This is a genomic window from Nocardia carnea (assembly GCF_029868325.1).
Lineage (GTDB): Bacteria > Actinomycetota > Actinomycetes > Mycobacteriales > Mycobacteriaceae > Nocardia > Nocardia carnea_C.
In genome coordinates this window covers 1-6406 of sequence record NZ_JARWNW010000081.1, presented here as the reverse complement: position 1 = coordinate 6406, position 6406 = coordinate 1, and the positions used below count along the sequence as shown (strand labels likewise).

7 protein-coding genes are annotated in these 6406 nt (G+C 67.7%); 4 read left to right on the top strand and 3 right to left on the bottom strand.

The features are described from left to right. Both QH196_RS04555 and QH196_RS04550 read right to left on the bottom strand, forming a co-directional pair. Positions 1-611 (bottom strand): LytR C-terminal domain-containing protein (locus QH196_RS04555; protein ID WP_280414478.1); only part of this gene is annotated, 611 nt, incomplete at its 3' end. 90 nt (positions 612-701) lie between these two features. Then, a complete protein-coding gene (locus QH196_RS04550; protein ID WP_280414477.1) occupies positions 702-1046 on the bottom strand; it encodes a DUF3263 domain-containing protein in 345 nt (114 codons plus the stop codon). Positions 1047-1289: 243 nt separating this feature from the next. On the opposite strand from QH196_RS04550, the gene QH196_RS04545 reads away from it, so the two are divergent. The 3 genes from QH196_RS04545 to QH196_RS04535 are packed head-to-tail and all read left to right on the top strand — an operon-like array spanning position 1290 to position 3762. Next, positions 1290-1880 carry a peptide deformylase gene (locus QH196_RS04545; RefSeq protein ID WP_280414476.1) on the top strand — a complete coding sequence of 197 codons (591 nt, stop codon included), beginning with the start codon at positions 1290-1292 and terminating at the stop codon, positions 1878-1880. Beyond that, positions 1870-2877, top strand: coding sequence for an N-acetylglutamate synthase, CG3035 family (locus QH196_RS04540; protein WP_280414475.1), 1008 nt, complete (start codon positions 1870-1872; stop codon positions 2875-2877). The genes QH196_RS04545 and QH196_RS04540 overlap by 11 nt, the downstream gene beginning before the upstream one ends. 33 nt (positions 2878-2910) lie before the next feature. Next, a complete protein-coding gene (locus QH196_RS04535) occupies positions 2911-3762 on the top strand; it encodes an exodeoxyribonuclease III (protein WP_280414474.1) in 852 nt (283 codons plus the stop codon). Here the strand turns inward: QH196_RS04535 and QH196_RS04530 are convergent. After that, complete coding sequence (locus QH196_RS04530; RefSeq protein WP_280414473.1) at positions 3745-4323, bottom strand: Uma2 family endonuclease; 579 nt, start codon at positions 4321-4323, stop codon at positions 3745-3747. The two genes, QH196_RS04535 and QH196_RS04530, sit on opposite strands and share 18 nt — an antisense overlap. Before the next feature lie 301 nt (positions 4324-4624). Between QH196_RS04530 and thiC the strand changes: the two genes are divergently transcribed. Further along, positions 4625-6253: a phosphomethylpyrimidine synthase ThiC gene (gene thiC / locus QH196_RS04525; protein ID WP_280414472.1), complete on the top strand. Its 1629-nt coding sequence runs from the start codon at positions 4625-4627 to the stop codon at positions 6251-6253. Positions 6254-6406 lie beyond the last annotated feature (153 nt).

Below are 6406 nucleotides of genomic sequence, written 5' to 3'. Positions count from 1 at the left end.
GACGCCGTCGCGATCAGCCCGATCCGGCTGGTGGCCGCGGCGATCGCGGTGAGCAGGGTGATCGGCTCCAGACCGGGCGGCTTGGGTGCGGTGGTGGCACCGAGATCGGCGGCGACTGCGGCCGCGGCGGCCTCATCGGCCGGGGCGGAACCGTAGTAGACCGTGGTGGCCGCGAGGGTGTCGGCGGCGTAGTTACCGGTCGAGGTGTTGGTCCAGCCGCGGGCCGCCAGTTCGTCGGCCGTGGTGGCGGCCAGACCGGCGACCAGGCTGTTGTTGAGCACGCGGACCGGGGTGGCGCGGTCGACCGCACCGGCGGGGGACGTGGTGGTCGCACCCGGTGTTGTGGTCGCGCCGGCACTGGTGGTGGCGCCCGCGGAGGGTGCGCCGACGGCGGCTGTGGTGGGCGCTGCCGCGGTGGTCGTGGCACGCGGGGTGGTCGGCGCGGCGGAGGCCGACGTGGTGCCGGCACCCTCGGCGTTGTCACTGGTGTCGGAATCCGCACTCGACAGCGACATCGCGCCCAGACCGGCGAAAACGATCGCCAGGGCGATCAGAACCATTGCGGTCGCACGCAGCGGCGGACCACCGGAGCCAGGGTTCGAATTGCTCACCCGCCCGAGCCTAGCGGGAGGCGGCGATCGCGCGCTTCCGGCGCGCGGGTTCGGCGCCTCGCGAACAGCACACAGGTGCGTGAGTGGGGTTTACACCTGGAAGCCGAGGCGGCGGGCGGCCCGGGATTTCTGGCGGCCGGCGCGTAGCCGGCGCAGGCGTTTCACCAGCATGGGGTCGGCGGCCAGGGCCTCGGGCCGGTCGATGAGGGTGTTGAGGACCTGGTAGTAGCGGGTGGGCGAAAGCGCGAAGAGTTCGCGGATCGCCTCCTCTTTGGCGCCCGCGTATTTCCACCACTGCCGCTCGAAGGCCAGGATCTCGTGTTCGCGGCGGCTCAGGCCGCTCTCGGGATCATGGGCCGGTTCGGGGAATGTATTCGTATTGGCCGGAGGACTGCCCTGGATTGCGGAAAGCTCCCGCGCTGCTGCGCCGTCCATCTTGCTCCTCGCCGAGTTACCACCGGATGCGATCGAATCGTGACCGAACGCGTCACCGTGTTACTGCCTTGCGATATTCAACCATGACACCCGGTCGGCCGCTGCCGAGTCCGCCCGGGCGTGTCCGGTACACCAGTACCAGAAATCGTGGCATCGACCGGAGCTTCGGCCGCCATCGCACCCGCGTCGGCCACGGACAGGCCCTTTTCCGGCCGCGGCACACGTCCCCATAAGCTCGTAACCATGTCAATCCTGCCCATCGTGATCGTCGGTGATCCCGTACTGCATCGCCCGACCGAGCCGGTCACCGAAACGCCGGCCGAACTGGCCGGGCTGATCGCCGATATGTACGAAACGCTGGACGCCGCCAACGGCGTGGGCCTGGCCGCCAACCAGGTCGGAGTGTCCAAGCGGCTCTTCGTCTACGACTGCCCCGACCCGGCGGCGGACGGCACGGTGGCACGACGCCGCGGGGCCGTGATCAACCCCGTACTGGAAACCTCGGCGATCCCGGAGACCATGCCCGACCCCGATGACGACGAGGAGGGCTGCCTGTCCGTACCCGGCGAACAGTTCCCCACCGGCCGCGCCGACTGGGCCAAGGTCACCGGCACCGACGAACACGGCGAACCGATCGAGATCGAGGGCACGGGTTTCTTCGCCCGGATGCTGCAGCACGAGGTCGGGCATCTGGACGGCCACCTCTACATCGATGTGCTCATCGGCCGGCACGCGCGGGCGGCGAAGAAATCGGTGAAACGCAACGGCTGGGGAGTCCCCGGCCTGAGCTGGCTACCCGGTACCGATCCGGATCCGTTCGGATATGACGACTGAACCGCCGCAACCCGGACAGCACCCGGCCGAACCGGATATCCCGGTCGGTGAGCGGGTCGTTGTCCGGTACCGGCTACCGGAGGGCAGCGAACCGCCGCTGACCGATGTGATCGGCGAGGTGGTTTCGACCAACCCGCTCACGGTCATGGGCGCCGACGGCCATCCGGTGCTGATTCCGGCCGCCCGGGTGGTCGCGTTGAAAACGCTGGGCCCCAGGCCGATCCGCAGCTCCGAGATCCGCGCGCTGGAATCCGCGGCGGCCTACGGCTGGCCGGGCACCGAGTACGCCTGGATGGACGGCTGGCTGCTGCGCGCCGGACACGGCTATACCCGCCGCGCCAATTCCGCTGTCCCCATCGGGGATTCGAACGGTCCGGCGCGGGTCGACGCGGAAACGCTGCACCGCATCGGCGCCTGGTACGCGGCCAAGGGGCTACCGCTGCAACTCGCGCTCCCGGACCGGCTGGCGACCGTCCCGCCGGGCTGGAACAGCTGGGGCGAAACCCAGGTACTGGGCATAGATCTGGAGAATTTCGTCCTCCCCCAGGGTCCGTCCATGGTCCGGATCGCCACCGAACCCGATATCGCCTGGCTCGAGATCCACCGCCACCGCGGCAACGAACCCAGCGGTCACACCGCCACCGTCCCTCTGCCGGAGGTGCTGTGCGCGGTGCACGAAGGACAACTGGGATTCGCGTCGCTGGGCCTGCCCGGCCCCATCGCGATCGCCCGCGGCGCCCTCACCACCGCCTCGGACGGCCGGCACTGGGTCGGGCTGTCCTGTGTGGCCGTACTGGCCGCGCACCGCCGCCACGGACTGGCCGCACTGGTCTGCGGAGAACTGCTGCGCTGGGGCCGCGACCGTGGCGCAACGCACGCGTACGTGCAGGTCGAGGCCGGTAATGTGGAGGCCCTGGAACTTTTCGGCGAGCTGGGTTTCCTCGACCATCACAGCTACCGCTACGCCGTGCCCGGCGGTTCCGTACCGGCGCCGTAGCCGCGGCACATCTCAACACAGACGGGAATTCAGTTGCGACTGGCCACCTGGAATGTCAATTCGATCCGCTCCCGGCAGGATCGCGTGCTGGCCTGGCTGGATCGCCAGGACATCGATGTCGTGGCATTACAGGAAACCAAATGCCGCGACGACCAGTTCCCGTTCGAACGGTTCACCGAGGCCGGTTACGAGGTCGCGCATGTGGGGCTCAACCAGTGGAACGGGGTGGCGATCGCGTCGCGGGTCGGGCTGGAGGATGTGGAGATCGGCTTCCCGGAGCAGCCCGGATTCGACCGGGATGCCGCGGACGCGCTGATCAGCACGCCCACGGTCGAGGCACGTGCGCTCGGGGCCACCTGCGGTGGTGTCCGGGTATGGAGCCTCTATGTGCCCAACGGCCGCGCTCTGAACGATCCGCATTACGAGTACAAACTCGCCTGGCTCGCCGCCCTGCGCGACAACGCCGCCCGCTGGCTCGCCGAGAACCCGGGAACCCGGACCGCCCTCGTCGGCGACTGGAATATCGCACCCACCGACGACGATGTGTGGTCCACCGAGTTCTTCAGCGGTAAAACCCATACCTCCCAACCGGAACGGGATGCGTTCACGGCCATCACCGCGACCGGTTTCACCGATGTGATGCGGCCCTTCGCCCCCGGGCCCGGGGTGTACACCTACTGGGATTACACGCAGCTGCGTTTTCCTCGTAAAGAAGGTATGCGTATCGATTTCGTCCTCGCCTCCCCGGCTCTGTCGGCAACCGTGGTGGACGCGGGAGTGGACCGGGAGGAACGCAAGGGCAAGGGCGCGAGTGATCACGCGCCGGTGATCGCGGAGTTCGATATTCGACGCGAGCAGTCGGGCGGGTCAGGTCCAGTCGAGTAGGGCGTCGGTGGCGAGGATGACGTTCAGTGGCTCGGGGATTTCGATATCGCTGCCGAACGGGAGGGTTACCCGGGAGGCGTAACGCCCGTCGTCGGGTTCGCTGAGGATATTGACCTCCGCGGAACCACGATCGATGAGCAGGTAGAGCGGGATACCGGTCGCGGCGTACAGGAAAGGCTTGTCCAGGCGGTCCCGCAGTTCGGTGTGCTGCGCCCGTGAGGTGACCTCGATGGTCATCAGCACCGGTTGCGGATCCGACCATTCGCCTTCCCCGGCGAACGCCGAGGCGGGCGCGAGAATCGCGTCCGGGCGGACCCGGCTGCCCCCGCCGCGACCGGCCCGCAGGCCGCGGTCGGCGAAAAGCCACAGTTCCGACCTGCGTGGTACGAGGAACCGGGCCAGCCACTGGATGACCCGGCTGTGGTTCGCGTCCGGTCGCGCCTTCGCCGCGAGCAGGCCGTTGAGGTATTCCAGCCGCAGTCCCTCGGATATGCGCTGAGCCGCGGCGTCGAGTTCTTCGAACTCGTCCACGGTCATCAGCGATCCATGCGAGAGCGTCACCGTTCGACCCTATCGCCCGCAGCCGCCAGAACCCGCACCGAACACCCGGGCGAAAGAGTCCGCCACGGCCGGTCGGGGACCGGGCCAAAAGGGCCCCGACCCCGCGGCGCCGGAGGCGACGCCATCAATACAGCGACGCCATCAATACAGCGACGCCATGAATCCAGTAGGGTCGGCGGCGGAAAACTACACACCCACGGGGGCTCGCACCAGCGGGCTGAGAGGACGGCTAGCCCATCCGGGCGTTCAGGGCTGTCGACCGTATGAACCTGACCGGGTAATGCCGGCGTAGGGAGTAAAAATGACGGTTACATCTGTCGATTCCGTGACCACGGGTCCGATCGAGGGCAGCGTCAAGCACTACCGGGACGTGGACGGTCTGCGGATACCGGTCCGCCGGATCGCGCTGACAAACGGTGAGCATTTCGATGTGTACGACACTTCGGGGCCGTACACCGATACTTCGGCGACCATCGATCTCGAGGCCGGACTACCGAAGCTGCGCGACACCTGGGCGAAACCGGATGTTCCGGGCCCGCGCACCCAGTTGGGGTGGGCCCGGGCCGGGGTCGTCACCGACGAGATGCGATTCATCGCCGCGCGTGAGGGCGTCGAGGCGGAGGTGGTGCGTGCGGAGGTCGCCGCCGGACGCGCGGTGATTCCGGCCAATCACCGGCATCCGGAGCTCGAACCGACCGTTATCGGCAAGAAATTCCTGGTGAAGATCAATGCCAATATCGGTAATTCCGCGGTGTCGTCGTCGATCGCCGAAGAGGTCGAGAAAATGGTGTGGGCCACCCGCTGGGGCGCCGACACCATCATGGATCTGTCCACCGGTAAGAACATTCACGAAACCCGCGAATGGATTCTGCGGAACTCACCGGTCCCGGTGGGGACGGTGCCGATCTACCAGGCGCTGGAGAAATGCCACGGCGATCCGGCCGCGCTCACCTGGGAACTCTACCGCGATACCGTGATCGAGCAGTGCGAGCAGGGCGTCGACTATATGACCGTGCACGCCGGTGTGCTGTTGCGGTACGTGCCGCTCACCGCGAGACGGGTCACCGGGATCGTCTCGCGCGGCGGGTCGATCATGGCCGCGTGGTGCCTGGCCCATCACCGAGAATCGTTCCTGTACACGCATTTCGAGGAACTGTGCGAAATCCTGGCGCGTTACGACGTGACGTTCTCCCTCGGCGACGGCTTGCGGCCCGGTTCCATCGCCGATGCGAACGACGAGGCGCAGTTCGCCGAACTCCGCACGCTCGGTGAGCTGACCAAGGTCGCGAAATCGCATGGTGTGCAGGTGATGATCGAAGGACCGGGTCATGTGCCGATGCACAAGATCGTGGAGAACGTCCGGCTGGAAGAAGAGCTGTGCGAGGAGGCCCCCTTCTACACGCTCGGCCCGCTGGCCACCGATATCGCGCCCGCCTACGACCACATCACCTCGGCCATCGGTGCCGCGATGATCGCGCAGGCCGGGACGGCGATGCTGTGTTATGTCACGCCCAAGGAACATCTGGGCCTGCCGAACCGTGACGATGTGAAGACCGGCGTCATCACCTACAAGATCGCCGCGCATTCCGCCGATCTCGCCAAGGGGCATCCGCACGCGCAGCGACGGGACGACGAACTGTCCAAGGCCCGTTTCGAATTCCGGTGGCGCGACCAGTTCGCATTGTCACTGGATCCCGATACGGCCCGCGAGTACCACGACGAGACGTTGCCCGCGGAGCCGGCGAAAACCGCGCATTTCTGCTCGATGTGCGGTCCGAAGTTCTGCTCGATGCGTATTTCGGCGGATGTCCGCGAGTATGCGGAGCGGAACAATCTGACCGATATAGCGGCCATCGAGGCGGGGATGGCCGAGAAATCCGCCGAATTCGCCGAATCCGGGAACCGCGTGTACCTGCCGATCACCAGCTGACAAGGGCCCGGGGGCCGCCCCCGGGGGGGGGGGGGGGGGGGGGGGGGTGCCCCCCCCACCGGGCGGGCGCGGCCCCCCGGGGCGGGCCGCGGGTGGGGCCCCCGGCGGGGGCCGGCCGGCCGGAGCCGCCGCCCATGACGCCGAGCAGGATAC

What these genes read in the sequence shown, in the direction of transcription:
- QH196_RS04550 (WP_280414477.1), bottom strand. Translation starts at nt 1,046, where the DNA reads ATGGACGGCGCAGCAGCGCGGGAGCTTTCCGCAATCCAGGGCAGTCCT.
- QH196_RS04545 (WP_280414476.1), top strand. Translation starts at nt 1,290, where the DNA reads ATGTCAATCCTGCCCATCGTGATCGTCGGTGATCCCGTACTGCATCGC.
- QH196_RS04540 (WP_280414475.1), top strand. Translation starts at nt 1,870, where the DNA reads ATGACGACTGAACCGCCGCAACCCGGACAGCACCCGGCCGAACCGGAT.
- thiC (WP_280414472.1), top strand. Translation starts at nt 4,625, where the DNA reads ATGACGGTTACATCTGTCGATTCCGTGACCACGGGTCCGATCGAGGGC.